This is a genomic window from Streptomyces sp. NPDC038200 (assembly GCF_055600785.1).
Window position 1 is genome coordinate 82,917 of record NZ_JBVJYH010000002.1, and the last position, 17,229, is coordinate 100,145.

Here is a 17,229-nt window from a genome sequence, read left to right on the forward strand (position 1 = left end):
CCTGTCGCGCGGTTCGCGGCGCGATCAGGTACTCAGGAACGGTGAACAAGGACCCGAACGACCCCTTCGTGCATGTCCGGGGCGCCGGTGAGAACAACCTGCGGAACATCGATGTCGACGTTCCGCGGGACGCGATGGTCGTCTTCACCGGCGTCTCCGGTTCGGGCAAGTCCTCGCTCGCGTTCGGCACGCTCTACGCGGAGGCCCAGCGGCGCTACTTCGAGTCCGTGGCACCGTACGCCCGGAGGCTGCTGCAACAGGTCGGCGCACCGCACGTGCAGGAAATCACCGGACTGCCACCGGCCGTGGCCCTGCAGCAGCGACGCGGATCGCCCAGCTCGCGCTCGACGGTCGGCACCATCACCACGCTGTCCAATCTGCTGCGCATGCTGTACTCCCGCGCCGGCACCTATCCGCCCCGGGCCGCACGGCTGGAAGCCGAGTCGTTCTCACCCAACACCGCGGCCGGCGCCTGCCCGGAGTGCCACGGACTCGGCGTCGTGCACGACGTCGCCGAGGACCTGCTTGTCCCGGACCCCTCGCTGAGCATCCGCGAGGGGGCGATCGCCGCCTGGCCGGGCGCCTGGCAGGGCGCCAACCTGCGCAGTGTCGTGAGCGGCCTGGGGATCGACATCGACCGGCCGTGGCGCAGGCTCAGGAAGAAGGACCGGGACTGGCTGCTGTACACGGACGAGCAGCCCTCCGTGTACATCGAGCCGGAGGAGGACCGCGTCGACTACGGTTACCAGGGCAAGTTCTGGAGCGCCCGCAAGCACGTCATGCACGTCCTCGCCGACTCCAAGAGCGAGAGGATGCGCGAACGGGCGCTCCGGTTCGTCAGGAGTGTGCCCTGCCCCGCCTGTCACGGCAGCGGACTGCGGCCCGAGGCGCTCGCCGTGACCTTCGCCGGACGTTCCATCGCCGAGATCAACGCGATGCCGCTCACCGAGGTCGTGGAGCTGCTGCGGCCCGTCGCGGGGCGGTCCGAGGCCGACGCCACCACATCGACCGCACGATCCGGGGAGACGACCGAGGTCGCGGTCCGGATCTGCGGCGATCTGGTCGCGCGGATCGACGTACTGCTCGACCTGGGCCTCGGATATCTCAGCCTCGGGCGCCGTTCGACGACCCTGTCACCCGGCGAGGCGCAGCGCCTGCGGATCGCCACCCAGCTGCGCTCGGGGCTGTTCGGCGTTGTATACGTCCTCGACGAACCCTCCGCGGGCCTGCATCCGGCTGACGCGGAACCGCTGCTGGACGTGCTGGACCGCCTCAAGGCGGCGGGCAACTCGCTGTTCGTCGTGGAGCACGACATGGACGTCGTACGGCGGGCGGACTGGGTGGTCGACATCGGCCCCGGTGCGGGCGAGGGCGGCGGACGCGTGCTGTACAGCGGCCCGGTCGCCGGTCTTGAGCGGGTCGGGGAGTCGGCCACGAGCCAGTACCTGTTCGGGCGCGCCCAGCCGCTCGATCACCGCCCGCGCACACCGCACGGCTGGCTGCACCTGCGCGGAGTCTCCCGCCACAATCTGCACGACGTGTCCGTCGACGTACCGCTCTGCGTACTGACGGCGGTGACGGGCGTGTCCGGTTCCGGGAAGTCGACGCTGGTGACGCAGGTGCTCGCCGAGGTCGTCCGCGGCCACCTCGGGCTCGTACCCGAGGAGCCCGACGAGGCGCAGTTGGAGGTCGACGTCCAGGACGCGTCGGGGGTCGAGTCGTTCGACCGGCTGGTCCGGGTCGACCAACGGCCCATCGGCCGAACTCCCCGGTCCAACCTGGCCACGTACACCGGGATGTTCGACGCGGTGCGCAAGCTGTATGCGGCGACGGACGAAGCCGGGGCGCGCGGCTACTCGGCCGGGCGGTTCTCCTTCAACGTGCCCGAAGGGCGGTGCGAGACCTGCCAGGGCGAAGGATTCGTCGCGGTGGAACTGCTGTTCCTGCCCGGCACCTACGCGCCGTGCCCGACCTGCGAAGGCGCCCGGTACAACGCCGAAACGCTGGAAGTCACCTACCGCGGCAAGAACATCGCGGAAGTACTGGCGCTGTCCGTCGACGCCGCCGCCGAGTTCCTGTCCGCCCTCCCGGCCGCCTCCCGCAGTCTGGAGACGTTGCGCGAGGTGGGACTGGGGTACCTGCGGCTGGGCCAGCCCGCGACGGAACTCAGCGGCGGTGAGGCGCAACGCATCAAACTGGCCACCGAACTGCAGCGAGCCCGCCGCGGGCACGCGCTCTACCTGCTCGACGAGCCGACGGCGGGGCTGCACCCCTCGGACATCGCGCTGCTGCTGCGACAGTTGCACCGGCTCGTCGACGCCGGCAACACGGTCGTCCTCGTCGAGCACGACCTGGACACGATCGCCACCGCCGACTGGGTCATCGACCTCGGTCCGGGCGGCGGCGACGCGGGCGGGCGGGTGGTCGCGGCGGGTCCGCCGGCCAAGGTGGCGAGGGCACGCCGCAGCGCCACCGCACCCTATCTCGCGGCCCGGCTCGCGCGCTCCTGACACCGGCGAGGGGCTGACCACCGGTCAGCCGCGTTCGGGGCGCAGGGTCGTGCGCGGCGCCGTGCCGCGGTCCGGCGTGTGGCGGATACGGCTCGCGAGGTGCCCCGTCTGGCCCCGTTCCGCCGGTCAGCCGGGCATGGGTTGGTGCGCACGGCCGAACTGCTCCACGACGGCGGCGCAGAAGGCGGGCAGGTCGGCCGGGCCGCGGCTGGTGACCAGCTGCCCGTCGACGACCACCTCCTGGTCGGCGACGTCCGCGCCGGCGTTGCGCAGGTCGGTGCGGATGCTGGGCCAGGAGGTCAGGCGACGGCCGCGCACGGCGTCGGCTTCCGCCAGGGTCCACGGGCCGTGGCAGATCGACGCGACCGGTTTCCCGCTGGCCATGAAGTCCTTGACGAATTGCACCGCGTCGCGGTCCATGCGCAGCTGGTCGGGGTTCATGGTGCCGCCGGGCAGGAGCAGGGCGTGGTAGTCGTCGACGGAGGCGTCGGCGACCAGGCGGTCCACGGGGAAGGTCCCGGCCGCGTACAGGTCGAACTGGCGGGCCTGGATCTCGCCGGGGTGGAGCGAGAGGATCTCGGTCTTCGCCCCTGCGCCCTGCAACGCACCGCGCGGCTGGTCGAGTTCCACGCGCTCGACGCCGTCGGTGGCCAGGATCCCCACCCGCATCCCCTGGAGTTCCTGTGTCATGGTATCGCTCCCTTCGCGAGTCGCAGCTTGAAGTCGGACGCCGCCGCGTGAGGGCAAGTGAGGTTGTTTCCCTGGCCAGGCGATCAGCCGCTGTCAGTCGAGTCCGGCGACATGTACCGGGGCGCGACCGCTACAGCAGCCGGTCGAACACCGCGGTCACGCCCTCCCCGTGAGTGGTCTGCGGGTTCGTGACATCCGGATGCATGATGGTGAACGTCTCGGCGAGGGCGACGCTGAGACCGCCGATGATCTCGGGACACCCATGACGCTCAGGACTCTCGCCTCCTTACCGGGAAAGGACGGCTTCGTCCGCACCCGCCCGCGCCGCCATCGGCTGCTCCCCGGACGAGATTCGCAGAGCCCCCTGCCGAGCGCCTCCGCACCCCAGGCCGAAAAAGGACACCCCCTCTTCCCCTGGCAGAGCAGCATGAAGCGTGCAGGCATCCCTCGGCCGGCCGGCCGTCCGCGCGAGGCTGCACGGCGTTGCGACACCGCCCCGCACAGAGCGCCACCCTGTCAACTCCTTCAGAGCATCTCCAGGGGCGTGGGCCCGCTGGGCGGCGGGAACGCCTCGTCGAGAGCGTCGAGCGCCTCGGTAGGAAGGTGGAGGTCCACCGCGCCGCGGTTCTCCCGAACGTGGTCGGGTGATCCGGAACGCGGGATCGCGGCCACCCTCTGTTCCAGCACCCAGGCGAGTGCCACCTGGGCCGGCGTGGCTCCGAGAGCCCGGGCCACGGCACCCAAAGCCTCGCCCTTCAGCAGCCGCCCCTGCTCGATCGGGGAGTAGGCCATCACCGTCACCCCGGCCTCGCGGCACCAGGGGAGCAGATCCCACTCGATGCCCCGCCGGGAGAAGTTGTACAACACCTGGTCGACGGCCACGGCGTCGCCGCCGGGCAGGGTGGTCAGCTCGACCATGTCGGCGACATCCAGATTGCTCACGCCCCAGTAACGGATCTTCTCCGCCTCCACCAGGTCGGTGAATCCCGCAAGGGTCTCTTCGAGGGGCCACCGTCCCCGCCAGTGCAGCAGGTAGAGGTCCAACCGTTCCGTACGGAGCCGCCGCAGGCTGCCCTCGCAGGCGGCGACGGTGCCTTTCCGGGTTGCGTGGCCGGGCAGCACCTTGCTGACGAGGAAAACCTCTTCCCGGCGTCCCCGGAGGGCCTCCCCGACGAGTTCCTCGGCTGCGCCGCCGCCGTACATCTCCGCCGTGTCGACGACGGTCATGCCCAGGTCCACGCCCAGCCGCAGCGAGGCGATCTCCTGTTCACGCCGGGCCGGGTCCTCGCCCAGGTACCAGGTGCCCTGCCCGAGCGCCGCGATCTCCTCACCGGAGGGGAGCGCGATCGTTCTGGCCGATTCCGCAGACATCTCGGACCTCCCGTCTTCGCGGATCCGTGTCACGCCCGCCCGCACCGGGTGCCCGGGCCCGCGCCTCCCAGACAACCGGTGTCGCATGCGCCGCAGGGATGATCAGCAGGGGGGCGGACTGCGTCGAGAGCTCGCCGGGACCGGGTGCACGGTCGCGCAACGCGACGGCGACCGACACGACGGCGCCGCAGGAGAGGACCGCCGCGAAGCCGATCATCGCGATCTGCACGGCGAAGTGCCGCAGGGCGATGCTGAACAGTGGACTTCCCGCCGGGGCTACGGCACCCGCGAGGTGGTCGACCGGGCGTTCGCGGCGGCGGGCGTCGTACGCCGGGTGGCACTGGTAGTGCCCGACATCGACATGGGGGCGGCACTGGTCCGGCACGGTCTGGGCCTCGCCTTCCTGCCCGCGTTCGCCGTTGCCCGCACCCCCGGCCTGCACGTCCTGGACGCCATGCTCCGCTGGAGCATGCATCTCGGCACGTCGTCGACCCGGCGGCCCGGCTCGGCTCTGTGGGCGCTGCTCGACCTGGTCGACCTCCACGTCATCGCCCTGTGACGCCCGGGCCGCGGCCCGGACGTCACCCGTCGGTGGTGTCCGGCCCCGGGCCTTCGCCTCGCTCCGGCCGCGACACCGGCCGCAGCATCCGCTGACGCTCCCGCTGCCGTGGTCCACAGGCGGCGCCGGACACCTTCTCGGCCCCTCCGGGGCTGGTGCGGAAGGCCCCGCCGGTCATGGCGATGGCGGTGATGCACCAAGGCCCCGTCTTCTGGCGCGACGCGACCTCGCTGGATCCATCCGAGGAAGGGCCACCCACCCACTGCAGCGCTGTGGCAGGGCAGCCCGCCCGGCTGCTCCTGACACCGCGCGGCGCAGAAGTTCCAGTGAGGCATCAGCCCGGTCCGCCCAGCACGATCTTCCACACTCGGGTCGCCACCTGGAGGTTCAGCCGGTCCTCGACGTTCGCGAGGTCGTGGCCGCTGATGTCGCGGATGCGCTGGAGCCGATAGCGCAGCGTGCTGCGGTGGATCGCGAGGGAGTCGGCGGTCTCGTCGTAGTTGCCGCCGCAGTCGAAGTACCGGGACAGGGTCTCCACCATGGCCGCGTGGCGCCGGGAGTCGTAGTCGATGAGCGGCCCGAGCCACTCGTCCACGAACGTCTCCAGTTCCCGGTAATCGTTGCCGGGTCCCAGGATGCGGTAGAGGCCGAGTTCGTCGAAGAACGTCGTGCCGTAGCGCTCGCGGGAGTGGCGGCGCACGTCCAGGGCGCGCTGCGCCTCCTGGTAATGGTGAGGGATGTCGTTCAGGGAGTCGGAAGGGGCGCTCACCCCGATCGTCCCGGACCGTGTTCCGGTCTCCCGGGCGAGCGCCTCGTACAGCGCGTGGGCGTGCGGCCTCTCGTCGGCGATGAGGACGACGTGGTCCGAGCGGCGGGTCAGCAGCGAGCGCATGCCCACGGCAGAGGCCGCCCGCCCCACGGTCTGTGCGAAGGAATCGTCGGGGGTCCGGTTCGACCACTGCACCACGACGATGTAGTGGCTGCGGTGCAGGTCGTGTCCGACTGCCTCGGACCGGGCGTAGGCGCTCGGCTCGTCCGTCCCTGCCAGGAGGTCGTCGGCCAGCTCGCGGTGCAGCCTCAGCTCCGTTTCGGCCAGATCGCGCAGGTGCGTCATTTCCACGGCGAGCGACGCGGCGGCGTGTTCCAGCGCGAGCACGGTGCGCTCGTCGGCCTCGTCCCGGGCATCGACCAGGGCCAGCACGCCCAGGATCTCGCCGTGCGGGCGGATCAGGGTGATCAGCCGGTCCCTGATCCGCACCGGCCCGGTCTCTTTGGCGACGGCGTGCAGCATTTCGTCCTGGCGCACGGGGTCCGGTTCGGGATAGGGGATGGGGCGGCTGGGGCCCGTCCAGGACCTCAGCCGACCGAAGCGGTCCTCGACCAGCGCGGGAAGTCCAGTGAGCCCGTGCAGTGCGCGGGTGACAGCATCGTCGCCGCCGCCCGAGGCAGCGACGTCGGCCATGAGAGCGTGAACGGCTCGTTCGTAGCCCAGCTCAGCCCCCACAGAGATCAGCTGCCGCTGGAGGGCTGTGCGTTCCTCCCTGAGCCGGCGAAGCTCCAGCGCGTCCTCGCGTTGGCGGCGGCGTGCGAAGGCGACCGACAGTGCAGCAGTGGTGTACCGGACGAGCAGGGCGAGCAGGGATCGCTCGGCCTCGGTGGGCCGGGAGCGGGACGTGACCACGAGGTAGCCGTGGAGTCCCCCGGGTCCGCGTAGCCCCAGGGCCCGGCCCCAGGGCCTACCGGCTACGGTCACGTTGCCGTCCTGCCCGGCCAGCTCCCGCACCCTCCGGCCCACGGCCAAGGCCTGCGGCTGCCTGTTCCTCGGGCTGGGGACCAGGTCGCCGCCCACCTTGAGGTATCCGGCCTCGGCGCGATATGGCCCCGCGGCGACTATGTGATCCATGGCCAGGCGCAGGATCTCGTCTTCGTCCGGGGCGTCGAACAGGGAGCGGGAGAGCGCCATCAGGCCGCGGGGGTGATGGTGGGCGGGTGGGCGGGGCTGCCTGCGCGCGGCCGTGGGGTACCGCCGGGCGCTGCCCCGCGAAGGGCGCCCCGCCCGGTCGAGGCAGCGGTGGTACGGCCTGTGCGTCCGACTGCCGGCCATGGGATCACTCCGTTTTCCCCGAGCCTTCAGGGAAGTGAGCGGTATTTCGTGTACCCGCTCCCGGGCCGGCTTACCCGTGATGTCCGGATGCTTTCTCTCGTCCTCGTGGGGCGACCGGACCCGTGCATTCCTGACTCGCCAGGCGCAGGCGTGGAGCCACCCGGTTCGTCACCCTGGGGAGTGCTCGAGACCCTCCGTGCGCACCGGTCGGAAACCGGCGGAGTCCCACCTCTACCTGAGCGAACGTGATCCGGAGAGTCGACGCAGGCGCTGCACCGGGAGGAGTTCCTCATGGCCAAGGCAGTGGGCATCGACCTGGGCACCACCAACTCGGTGATCGCCGTGTGGGAGAGCGGCGAGCCGTCCGTCGTGCCCAACAGCGAGGGCAACCGCACGACACCGTCCGTGGTGGCCTTCACCGACACCGGGGAACGTCTGGTGGGCCAGCTGGCCCGGCGCCAGGCGATCCTCAACCCCAAGGGCACCATCTACTCGGCCAAGCGGTTCATCGGCCGGCACTTCGACGAGATCTCCGCAGAGGCCAGGGCGGTGGCGTACGACGTCGTCGAGGGCGACGGCGGGGCGGCCCGCTTCAAGGTGCGCGACAAGCTGTACGCGCCTGAGGAGATCAGCGCACAGGTGCTGCGCAAACTCGCGGACGACGCGTCCAAGCAGCTGGGGGAGCGGGTCACGGAGGCGGTCATCACGGTGCCCGCCTACTTCAACGACGCTCAGCGCACCGCCACCAAGGACGCCGGACGGATCGCCGGACTGGAGGTGCTGCGGATCATCAACGAGCCGACGGCGGCCGCCCTCGCGTACGGCATGGACAAGAAGGAGCACGAGACCGTCCTCGTCTTCGACCTGGGCGGCGGCACCTTCGACGTGAGCATCCTCGACGTCGGCGACGGCGTGGTGGAGGTGCGCTCCACCGCCGGTGACAGCCACCTGGGCGGCGACGACTTCGACCGGCGTCTGGTGGACTACCTGGCGGACGACTTCCAGAAGGAGAACGGCATCGACCTGCGCAAGGACCCGCAGGCGCTGCAACGACTGTTCGAGGCGGCGGAGAAGGCCAAGACCGAGCTCAGTTCGGTGACGCAGACGCAGGTCAGCCTGCCGTTCATCACCGCTGACGCCTCGGGCCCCAAGCACCTCACCGACTCGATCATGCGGTCCACGTTCGAGCAGATCACCGGCGACCTGGTGGAGCGTTGCCTGGGACCGGTCCAGCAGGCCATGGCCGACGCCAAGGTCGGCGAGAGCGACATCGACGAGGTCATCCTCGTCGGCGGTTCCACCCGCATCCCCGCCGTCCAGGCTCTGGTCCGCCGGCTGACCGGCGGCAAGGAACCCAACATGAGCGTCAACCCGGACGAGGTCGTGGCCCTGGGCGCGGCGATCCAGGCCGGGGTGCTCAAGGGCGAGGTCAAGGACGTCCTGCTGCTCGACGTCACACCCTTGTCGCTGGGCGTGGAGACGCGCGGCGGAGTGATGACGAAGATCATCGAGCGCAACACCACCATCCCCGTGCGCCGCAGCGAGACCTTCTCCACCGCCGAGGACAACCAGCCGGCCGTCGATGTGGTGGTCCTCCAGGGCGAGCGCGAGCGGGCCGCCGACAACCGGGTGCTGGGCCGGTTCCAGCTCACCGACATCCGGCCGGCGCCGCGGGGCGAGCCACAGATCGAGGTCACCTTCGACATCGACGCCAACGGCATCCTCAACGTCAAGGCCCGCGACCGGGACACCGGCAAGGAACAGGGCATCACCATCAGCGAGAGCTCCAACCTGGACCGCGGTGAGGTCGAACGCATGGTCCAGGAGGCCGAGCGCAACCGGGGCCAGGACCAGGCACTCCGCGAGGCCGTCGACGCCCGCAACGAACTCGATGCCGTCGCGTACCAGGTCGAGAAGCGCCTCGCCGAACTGGGTGACGCAGCGCCCGCGCACGAGAAGGCACGCGCCGAAATGCTCGTGTCCGACGCCCGGGCGGCGGTCAAGGAAGAGGCGGGCGTGGAGCGCGTGCGGCCTCTGACCTCCGAACTCCAGCAGATACTCGCCGGGTTGGCGGCCCATCAGGGCGCCGCCGCCACAGGGGGCGGTCCCGGCCAGGACGCCGCCACCGGCGGTCCCGCGAGTGGCGGTGGCGGTGACGATGATGTCATCGACGCCGAGTTCGACAAGGGCTGAGGCGCGCCATGCCCACCCACCCCCAGGAACCCGACCGGGCCGCGTCGGATCCGGGCGTACGGGTCCCGGAAGGCGCCGGACCTCCTCCTCGCGGGGATTTGCCCCACCCGGGCCCGCCCCGGCCCGAAGCGGCGAACGGCGAACCGGGACCCGATGCCGCCGGCCCCGCACCTGCCGAGGACGAATACACGACCGCGATCCAGGAACTGGAGGACCGCTGGCGGCGCGCACTCGCCGACCTCGACAACCTTCGCAAGCGCCACGCCAGGGAACTGGAGCGCGAACGGGCGGTCGAGCGGTCCCGCACCGCGGCCGCCTTCCTACCCGTCCTCGACAACCTCGAACTCGCCCTGACCCACGCCGGCGCCGATCCGGGCGCGATCGTGGCGGGCATCCGGGCCGTACGCGACCAGGCGGTGAACGTCCTCGAACTGCTCGGCTACCCGCGGCATGCGGAGACCGGCGTCCCCTTCGACCCGGCCCGGCACGAGGTGGTCGGCGTCGTCCAGGACCCCGACGCCCCACCGGGCACCGTCGTCGAGGTGCTGCGCCCCGGCTACGGGGACGGCGAACGGCAGCTCAGGCCCGCCGCCGTGACGGTCGCGAAGCGGGAGTGACCGGTCATGGCACGGGACTTCTACGAGGTGCTGGGCGTGCCGCGGACCGCGAGCCAGGACGAGATCCAGCAGGCATATCGCAAACTCGCCCGCAGGTACCACCCAGACGTCAACAAGGACCCCGAGGCGGAGGAGCGTTTCAAGGACCTCAACGAGGCACACAGCGTCCTGTCCGATCCCAAGACCCGGGCCCGCTACGACCGCTTCGGCGAGGACTTCCGGAAGATCCCGGAGGACTTCGACGAACGGGTCGCGGCGGGAGCGGGCGGCGGCTTCCGCGGTCGCAGGACCGCGGGCGGGGGCGGTCCTCGCGTCCGGTACGCCACCGGCTTCGGCGACGACTTCGGCGCGGAGGGCATCGACATCGAGGACCTGTTCGGCTCCATGTTCGGAGCCGGCGCCGCCCGAGGCGGCGTCCCCGGAGCGGACCAGGAGGCGGAACTGCCGCTCACTGTCGAGGAGGCGTACCGGGGCGGCCGTCGCACCGTCACACTCGCCGGTCCCACCGGTCAGCCGCGGCGGTACGAGGTCGACGTGCCGCCGGGCGTCACCGACGGTCAGCGCATCCGGCTGGCGGGTGAGGGCGGCCGGGGCAGCGGTGACGCCGCCGCGGGCGACCTGTACCTGCGGGTGCGCATCCAGCCCCACCCCCGGTTCCGGCTGGACGGCCGTGACGTGCACGTCCAGGTCCCGGTCGCCCCGTGGGAGGCGGCCCTCGGCGCGACCGTGCCGGTGCCCACGCCGGGCGGCGGCACGGCCAAGGTCACGGTGCCCGCGGGTTCGTCCAGCGGCCGGCGGCTGCGTCTGCGCGGCGAGGGCATGCCGAACCCACGCGGCGCGAACGGCGACCTGTACGCCGAACTCCGCATCATGGTGCCGCCCACCCTCGGCGACCGGGAGCGCGAACTGTTCGAGGAACTCGCCGCCACTTCCTCGTTCGACCCCAGGAGGACGCGATGAACGACCGACCCGCGGGAGCGGGAGGCATCGGCCGGGCCGGCGTGGGCGCCCGTCCGGTACGCACGGGCGCCGACATCACCGCCTCGACGGCTGTCCGGTACGCGCTCGTGCCCGCCCCCAGGCTCTCCCTCGACGCCGTGGCCCGTCGCTCGGGCCTCCACCCCGATCTGATCCGCCGGTTCGTCGCCCTCGGCCTGATCGACGTCGAGCGCGACTCCGCGGGGCGACTGGTGTTCGACCCCACGGCCCCGGCGGTTCTCGCCCGTATCCAGCGGCTGCGCACCGGACTCTGCCTCAACTACGCATCCATCGGCCTGGTGCTCGACCTGCTCGACCGCATCAGCCTGCTCGAAGCCGCCCTGCGCGGCCGCGGCACGAGGAGTGACACACCCCCATGGACATGAACCGTCTCACCCAGAAGTCCCAGGAAGCCCTCCAGGAGGCCCAGAGCGCGGCCGTCGGCATGGGGCAGACCGAGGTCGACGGGGAACACCTGCTGCTCGCGCTTCTCGATCAGGAGGACGGTCTGATCCCACGGTTGCTGCAACCGGCCGGCACCGAGCCGAAGGAGCTGCGCGCGGCCGTGCGCGAGGAACTCTCCCGCCGCCCGAAGGTCACCGGTCCCGGAGCGGCACCCGGCCAGGTCTTCGTCACCCAGCGCCTGTCCCGCCTGCTCGATGCCGCCGAGCGGGAGGCCAAACGCCTCAAGGACGAGTACGTGTCCGTGGAGCACCTCCTGCTCGCCCTGGCCGAGGAGGGCTCGGCGACCGCCGCCGGACGCCTGCTCAAGGAGCACGGCGTGACCCGGGATTCCTTCCTGAGCGCGCTCACCCAGGTCCGCGGCAACCAGCGCGTCACCTCCGCCAACCCTGAAGTGGCCTATGAGGCTCTGGAGAAGTACGGCCGCGACCTGGTCCTCGAGGCTCGGTCCGGGCGGCTGGACCCGGTCATCGGCCGTGACGCGGAGATCCGCCGCGTCACCCAGATCCTCAGCCGCAAGACCAAGAACAACCCCGTCCTCATCGGCGATCCCGGCGTCGGCAAGACCGCCATCGTCGAGGGCCTGGCCCAGCGCATCGTTCGAGGCGACGTCCCCGAGGGCCTGCGCGACAAGACGGTGTTCGCCCTCGACATGGGCTCCCTGGTCGCCGGCGCCAAGTACCGCGGCGAGTTCGAGGAACGCCTCAAGGCCGTGCTGTCCGAGGTGAAGGCCGCCCAGGGGCGCATCCTGCTCTTCGTCGACGAACTCCACACCGTCGTCGGTGCGGGCGCCGCCGAAGGGGCCATGGACGCGGGCAACATGCTCAAGCCGATGCTCGCCCGCGGCGAACTCCACATGATCGGCGCCACCACCCTCGACGAGTACCGCAAGCACATCGAGAAGGACGCCGCCCTCGAACGCCGCTTCCAGCAGGTGCTGGTCGACGAGCCGAGCGTGGAGGACACCATCTCCATCCTGCGCGGACTGCGCGAACGCCTGGAGGTCTTCCACGGTGTGAAGATCCAGGACACCGCGCTGGTCTCCGCGGCCACCCTCAGCCACCGCTACATCACCGACCGGTTCCTGCCCGACAAGGCCATCGACCTCGTCGACGAGGCGTGCGCCCGGCTGCGTACCGAGATCGACTCCATGCCCGCCGAACTCGACGAGATCACCCGCCGCGTCACCCGCCTGGAGATCGAGGAGGCGGCCCTGTCCAAGGAGACCGACGCCGCCAGCAGAACTCGCCTGGAGGAACTGCGCAAGGAACTGGCCGACCTGCGCGGCGAGGCCGACGCCAAACACGCCCAGTGGGAGGCCGAACGGCAGGCCATCCGCCGCGTGCAGGAACTACGCCAGGAACTGGAGCAGGTCCGCCACGAGGCGGAGGAGGCCGAACGCGCCTACGACCTCAACCGCGCCGCCGAACTCCGCTACGGCCGCCTCCAGGACCTGGAGCGCCGGCTGAAGGCCGAGGAGGAGCAACTGGCCGCCAAACAAGGGCAGAACCGGCTGCTGCGCGAGGTCGTCACCGAGGAGGAGATCGGTGAGATCGTCGCCGCCTGGACCGGCATCCCCGTCGCCCGCCTCCAGGAGGGCGAACGCGAGAAACTGCTGCGCCTCGACGAGATCCTGCGCGAGCGCGTCATCGGCCAGGACGAGGCCGTCAAACTCGTCGCCGACGCCATCATCCGCGCCCGCTCCGGCATCCGCGACCCGCGCCGCCCCATCGGCTCGTTCATCTTCCTCGGCCCCACCGGCGTCGGGAAGACCGAGCTGGCCAAGACCCTCGCGGCGGCCCTGTTCGACTCCGAGGAGAACATGGTCCGCCTCGACATGAGTGAGTACCAGGAGCGGCACACCGTCAGCCGGCTCATGGGCGCACCACCCGGATACGTCGGCTACGAGGAAGGCGGCCAGCTCACCGAGGCCGTCCGCCGCAAGCCGTACTCGGTCGTGCTGTTCGACGAGATCGAGAAGGCGCACACCGATGTCTTCAACACCCTGCTGCAGGTCCTCGACGACGGCCGCATCACCGACTCCCAGGGCCGCACCGTCGACTTCCGCAACACCGTGATCATCATGACGTCGAACATCGGCTCCGAGTACCTCCTCGACGGCGCCACCGCCGAGGGTGAGATCAAGCCGGATGCCCGCGCCCTGGTGATGGGCGAGCTGCGCGGGCACTTCCGCCCGGAGTTCCTCAACCGCGTCGACGACATCGTGCTGTTCAAGCCGCTCGGTGAGCGGCAGATCGAGCGGATCGTGGAGCTGCAGTTCGACGAACTGCGCCGCCGCCTCGCCGAGCGCCGCATCACCGTCGAACTCACCGAAGCGGCGCGGGAGTTGATTGCCCACCAGGGCTATGACCCGGTGTACGGGGCCCGGCCGCTGCGCCGCTACATCTCCCACGAGGTCGAGACGATGGTCGGGCGCGCCCTGCTGCGCGGTGACGTCCAGGACGGCGCGACGGTCCGCGTCGACGCCGAGGCGGGGGAACTGGTGGTCACCTACGACCGGCCCGAGGACGTGAAGGGAGCGCGGGCGGCATGAGCACGATGCAGGCGACGACCGTCAGTTGTCCCCACTGCGGGCGCACCAACCGGGTGCCCGTGGCCGCGGAGGGCCGGCCCAAGTGCGGCCACTGCAAGCAGCCCCTTCCGTGGATGGTGGACGCCGGTGACGACGACTTCACCGAGGTTGCCGAGCGGGCCGATGTCCCCGTCGTGGTCGACCTGTGGGCCACCTGGTGCGGCCCCTGCCGCATGGTCAGCCCCGCGCTGGAGAAGGTCGCCACCGATCTCGCCGGCCGCATCAAACTCGTCAAGGTCGACGTCGACAAGAACCCGCGACTGTCGCAGCGTTTCGAGGTCCAGGCCGTACCGACACTGCTGATCCTCGACCAGGGCGAGACGGTCGCCCGGCAGGCGGGGGCGGCGCCCGCCCCCGCTCTTCGCCGGTGGGTGGAACAGTCGATCACCGCCCGGAAAGGGTGATCCGGATGACCCTCCATGCAGACCCCCACCTCGCGCTTGTCCGGCCGGTCCAGCCGCTGACCCCAGAAGGGTGTCAGGAGTGTCTGATGCTCGGCTCCCCGTGGGTCCACCTGAGGCTCTGCCTGACCTGCGGGCACGTCGGCTGCTGCGACTCCTCGCCGAACAAGCACGCACGCAAGCACGCAGCTGCCGTCGCCCATCCGATCGTGCAGTCGTTCCAGCCCGGCGAGGAATGGCGCTGGTGCTACGTTCACGAGGCGTTCGTCTGATGTCCGGCGACCAGTCGCTGCCAGGCGAAGCACCGGTGCCGGAGAAAGCGGACGAGGCCGCCTTCTGGGAGACCCCGGACGTCTACGGCGCGTATCCGCGCCTCACGGAGGACCAGACAGCACGTCTGGCGGAGCACGGGCAACGCCGGAACATGGCTCCGAACGACGTGCTGATCCGTGAGGGGGAGCGCTGCGAGACGTTCTTCGTCGTCCTCAGCGGTACCGTCGCCGTCGTCGAGGACTACGGCACTCCCGAGGAGCACGTGCTGCGCGTGCACGGCCCCGGTCGCTTCATCGGCGAACTCGGCCTGCTGTACGGACAAGTGGCCTTCTACACCGCTGTCGCCAGGGAGCCGGGCGAGGTCCTCGTCGTCTCCTTGGACCGGTTGCGCCACCTGGTGTCCCAGGACTCCACCATCGGGGACATCGTGCTGCGCGCCTGTCTGTGCCGTCGCGCGCTGCTCGTCGGACAGGGCGCCGGCTTCCGCATCATCGGCTCGCGTTACTCGCCCGACACCAGACGGCTGCGCGAGTTCGCCGTCCGCAACCGGCTGCCGCACCGCTGGATCGACCTGGAGACCGACGAGGAGGCCGAGGAGCTGCTGCGCCGCTTCGGCGTCGGCCCGGCGGAGACACCACTCGTCATCTGGCGGGACACCACCCTGTTGCGCAACCCCAGCAACGCGGAACTGGCCCGGCTCATCGGCCTGCCGTCACTGCCCGCCGGAAACCGTCACGGCGACGTCCTCATCGTAGGCTCCGGACCCGCCGGCCTCGCCGCCGCGGTGTACGCCGCCTCCGAGGGCCTGAGCACCACGGTGGTGGAGGCGATGGCCACCGGCGGCCAGGCCGGCACGTCGTCCCGCATCGAGAATCTGCTCGGCTTCCCCTCCGGCATCTCCGGCGCCGAACTCACCGAACGCGCCGTGCTCCAGGCCGACAAGTTCGGCGCCAGGATCAGCCTTCCGCTGGAGGCGACCGGTCTCCATCCCAAGGACGAGGACCACTACGTCGTGGCGTTCGCCGACGGCAACGAGATTGCCGCCCGCGCCGTCGTCCTGGCCATGGGTGCCCGCTACCGCCGGCTCCAGGTACCCGGCATCGAACGCCTGGAGGGAACGAGCGTGCACTACTCCGCGACCGTCTACGAGGCCCAGCAGTGCCGCACCGACCCGGTGGCCGTCGTCGGCGGAGGCAACTCGGCGGGCCAGGCGGTGCTGTTCCTCGCCGGCTACGCGCCGAAGGTGCACCTGCTGGTCCGAGGAGCCAGCCTTGAGGCCAACATGTCCCGCTACCTGGTCGACCAGGTCGAGCGCCATCCGCGGGTGGAGGTCATGCTGCACACCGAGGTCACCGAGGTCATCGGCCGGGACGTGCTGGAGGAGCTCGACGTGGTCGACAACCGCACGGGCGGGCACCGCCGGCTCGCGGTGCGGAGCCTGTTCGTCTTCACCGGCGCCGAACCTCACACCGAGTGGCTCGCCGGCATCATCGCCCTCGACTCCCGCGGCTTCGTCCTCACCGGGCCGGAGGCCCAGGAAGCCTGTGCCTACCCCGAGGTGTGGCACGGCCGCGGGCGCTCGTGCATGACCCTGGAGGCCAGCCTGCCCGGGGTCTTCGCGGTAGGGGACGTCCGTAGCGGCTCGGTGAAGCGGGTGGCCTCCGCGGCCGGTGAGGGCGCGATGGCCATCCACTTCGTGCACCGGCACCTGGGGCACTCGGCCGTACCCGGCACCACGGGCACGTCGGCTGCGGCGGGCCACTCGGACGTCTCCCCCCGCATACGTCACAAGGAGTCCGCATGGCTCGCATGACGCATGACGCATGACGCATGACGCATGGCGGACGGCGAGATCACGAGAAGGAAGAAGGAGGCGACGGCGATGGCCATGCCCGTCCGGCGCCACCGTGGTGGCGGTTTGCAGGAAAGGCCCGTCTGGGCACCCACCCCTCTCAATCCCCTGGTCGAGTTCGACGAACTGCTCAATCAGATGAGCGGCCTGCTGGAGTCGACGGTGGGCGCGGCACCCGCGGCCGCGTGGACGCCTCTCGCGGACGTGTCGGAGTCCGAGGACGCGTTCCACATAGGGATCGAACTCCCCGGAGTGAAGAGCAGGGACATTGACGTAGAGGCCAACGGTCCCGAACTCGTGGTCACCGGAGAGATCAAGGAGCGGGAGCGCAAGGGTGTCCTGCGCCGCAGCACCCGCCGCGTCGGAGCCTTCGAGTACCGTTTGCGGCTGCCCGGAGAACTGGACACCCACAACATCAAGGCTGAGATGCAGGACGGAGTGCTCAGCATCACCGTCCCCAAGGCCGACGTCGCAAAGCCGCGACACGTCGAGATCAGCGAGACGAGTGAAAGTACCGAGAGCAGCGGCTGAGAAGCGAGCGCCGCGGCTGCGGGCACCCATCCGGGACTGCGGCCGGGCCGGCGAGGCTCGACACCCCTCACGGCGGCGAAGACACGCTGCGTGGC

At 70.8% G+C, this 17,229-nt stretch carries 15 protein-coding genes; 11 read left to right on the top strand and 4 right to left on the bottom strand.

Annotated elements, in window-relative coordinates; genetic code table 11:
• The first annotated feature begins 41 nt into the window (after positions 1-41).
• Complete coding sequence (gene uvrA, locus ACZ7KF_RS05555) at positions 42-2,510, top strand: excinuclease ABC subunit UvrA (protein WP_471069654.1); 2,469 nt, start codon at positions 42-44, stop codon at positions 2,508-2,510.
• 126 nt (positions 2,511-2,636) lie between these two features.
• On the opposite strand, the gene ACZ7KF_RS05560 is transcribed toward uvrA, so the two are convergent.
• From ACZ7KF_RS05560 to ACZ7KF_RS05570, 3 genes are all read right to left on the bottom strand, one after another.
• Entirely contained in the window at positions 2,637-3,200 is a 564-nt protein-coding gene (locus ACZ7KF_RS05560) for a type 1 glutamine amidotransferase domain-containing protein (RefSeq protein WP_471069655.1), read from the bottom strand.
• Positions 3,201-3,330: 130 nt separating this feature from the next.
• Positions 3,331-3,405, bottom strand: coding sequence for a hypothetical protein (locus ACZ7KF_RS05565; protein WP_471070012.1), 75 nt, complete (start codon positions 3,403-3,405; stop codon positions 3,331-3,333).
• A gap of 320 nt (positions 3,406-3,725) precedes the next feature.
• The gene (locus ACZ7KF_RS05570; protein ID WP_471069656.1) at positions 3,726-4,571 is read right to left on the bottom strand and encodes an aldo/keto reductase; all 846 of its coding nucleotides are present in this window, start codon (positions 4,569-4,571) and stop codon (positions 3,726-3,728) included.
• 235 nt (positions 4,572-4,806) lie between these two features.
• On the opposite strand from ACZ7KF_RS05570, the gene ACZ7KF_RS05575 reads away from it, so the two are divergent.
• Entirely contained in the window at positions 4,807-5,130 is a 324-nt protein-coding gene (locus tag ACZ7KF_RS05575) for a LysR substrate-binding domain-containing protein (RefSeq protein ID WP_471069657.1), read from the top strand.
• 334 nt (positions 5,131-5,464) lie between these two features.
• On the opposite strand, the gene ACZ7KF_RS05580 is transcribed toward ACZ7KF_RS05575, so the two are convergent.
• Positions 5,465-7,234: a PucR family transcriptional regulator gene (locus tag ACZ7KF_RS05580; RefSeq protein ID WP_471069658.1), complete on the bottom strand. Its 1,770-nt coding sequence runs from the start codon at positions 7,232-7,234 to the stop codon at positions 5,465-5,467.
• Between the two features lie 291 nt (positions 7,235-7,525).
• Between ACZ7KF_RS05580 and dnaK the strand changes: the two genes are divergently transcribed.
• From dnaK to ACZ7KF_RS05625, 9 genes are all read left to right on the top strand, one after another.
• On the top strand, positions 7,526-9,427 hold the full coding sequence (gene dnaK, locus ACZ7KF_RS05585; RefSeq protein ID WP_471069659.1) for a molecular chaperone DnaK: 1,902 nt from the start codon (positions 7,526-7,528) through the stop codon (positions 9,425-9,427).
• A gap of 8 nt (positions 9,428-9,435) precedes the next feature.
• Positions 9,436-10,044, top strand: coding sequence for a nucleotide exchange factor GrpE (locus ACZ7KF_RS05590; protein ID WP_471069660.1), 609 nt, complete (start codon positions 9,436-9,438; stop codon positions 10,042-10,044).
• 6 nt (positions 10,045-10,050) lie between these two features.
• Complete coding sequence (locus ACZ7KF_RS05595) at positions 10,051-11,004, top strand: DnaJ C-terminal domain-containing protein (protein ID WP_471069661.1); 954 nt, start codon at positions 10,051-10,053, stop codon at positions 11,002-11,004.
• The gene (locus ACZ7KF_RS05600; protein WP_471069662.1) at positions 11,001-11,408 is read left to right on the top strand and encodes a chaperone modulator CbpM; all 408 of its coding nucleotides are present in this window, start codon (positions 11,001-11,003) and stop codon (positions 11,406-11,408) included. The genes ACZ7KF_RS05595 and ACZ7KF_RS05600 overlap by 4 nt, the downstream gene beginning before the upstream one ends.
• Positions 11,399-14,038: an ATP-dependent chaperone ClpB gene (clpB, locus tag ACZ7KF_RS05605; protein ID WP_471069663.1), complete on the top strand. Its 2,640-nt coding sequence runs from the start codon at positions 11,399-11,401 to the stop codon at positions 14,036-14,038. Before ACZ7KF_RS05600 ends, clpB begins: the two co-directional genes overlap by 10 nt.
• Positions 14,035-14,481: a thioredoxin gene (gene trxA / locus ACZ7KF_RS05610; protein ID WP_471069664.1), complete on the top strand. Its 447-nt coding sequence runs from the start codon at positions 14,035-14,037 to the stop codon at positions 14,479-14,481. The genes clpB and trxA overlap by 4 nt, the downstream gene beginning before the upstream one ends.
• Before the next feature lie 5 nt (positions 14,482-14,486).
• Positions 14,487-14,750 carry a UBP-type zinc finger domain-containing protein gene (locus ACZ7KF_RS05615; protein WP_133046517.1) on the top strand — a complete coding sequence of 88 codons (264 nt, stop codon included), beginning with the start codon at positions 14,487-14,489 and terminating at the stop codon, positions 14,748-14,750.
• The gene (locus ACZ7KF_RS05620) at positions 14,750-16,564 is read left to right on the top strand and encodes an FAD-dependent oxidoreductase (RefSeq protein WP_471069665.1); all 1,815 of its coding nucleotides are present in this window, start codon (positions 14,750-14,752) and stop codon (positions 16,562-16,564) included. The genes ACZ7KF_RS05615 and ACZ7KF_RS05620 overlap by 1 nt, the downstream gene beginning before the upstream one ends.
• 69 nt (positions 16,565-16,633) lie before the next feature.
• Positions 16,634-17,134 (top strand): Hsp20/alpha crystallin family protein, encoded by a 501-nt coding sequence (locus ACZ7KF_RS05625; protein WP_471070013.1) that lies wholly within the window; start codon positions 16,634-16,636, stop codon positions 17,132-17,134.
• Positions 17,135-17,229 lie beyond the last annotated feature (95 nt).